The sequence below is a fragment of the Nitrospira sp. genome, assembly GCA_005116745.1.
In the GTDB taxonomy this organism is placed as follows: Bacteria; Nitrospirota; Nitrospiria; order Nitrospirales; family Nitrospiraceae; genus Nitrospira_D.
Map to the genome: position 1 here is coordinate 277 of SWDS01000018.1, position 281 is coordinate 557.

1 pseudogene (running past one end of the window) is annotated in these 281 nt (G+C 45.6%); it reads right to left on the minus strand.

The features are described 5' to 3' along the window. A pseudogene (locus E8D52_18600) lies at positions 1-281 on the minus strand (glycosyltransferase family 4 protein) (it extends 276 nt beyond the left edge of the window).

A 281-nucleotide genomic window follows, 5' to 3' on the forward strand; every position in this document is an offset into this window, starting at 1 on the left:
TAGATTTTATGGATTTTGGTGCCTTTTGGCGCAAGGCGTTTAAGATGTTCTTCATTAGCGCCTGTACAGGTCACCAAAAACTCCGCCCGGCGCATTTTTTTCTGTAGCAGTTTGCCGGGGTTTAATTCCTTTAGGTAAATATCTTTGGCATGGGCGGTAAAGCTAAAGGGAATGCCACTCATTCGGCTGGCAAACATGGCAATCGTGGTTGAACCATGACAAAAATGGGCATGTAAATGCTGGATTTGTCCCGATTCCAGTGCCGCATTCGCTATATAACC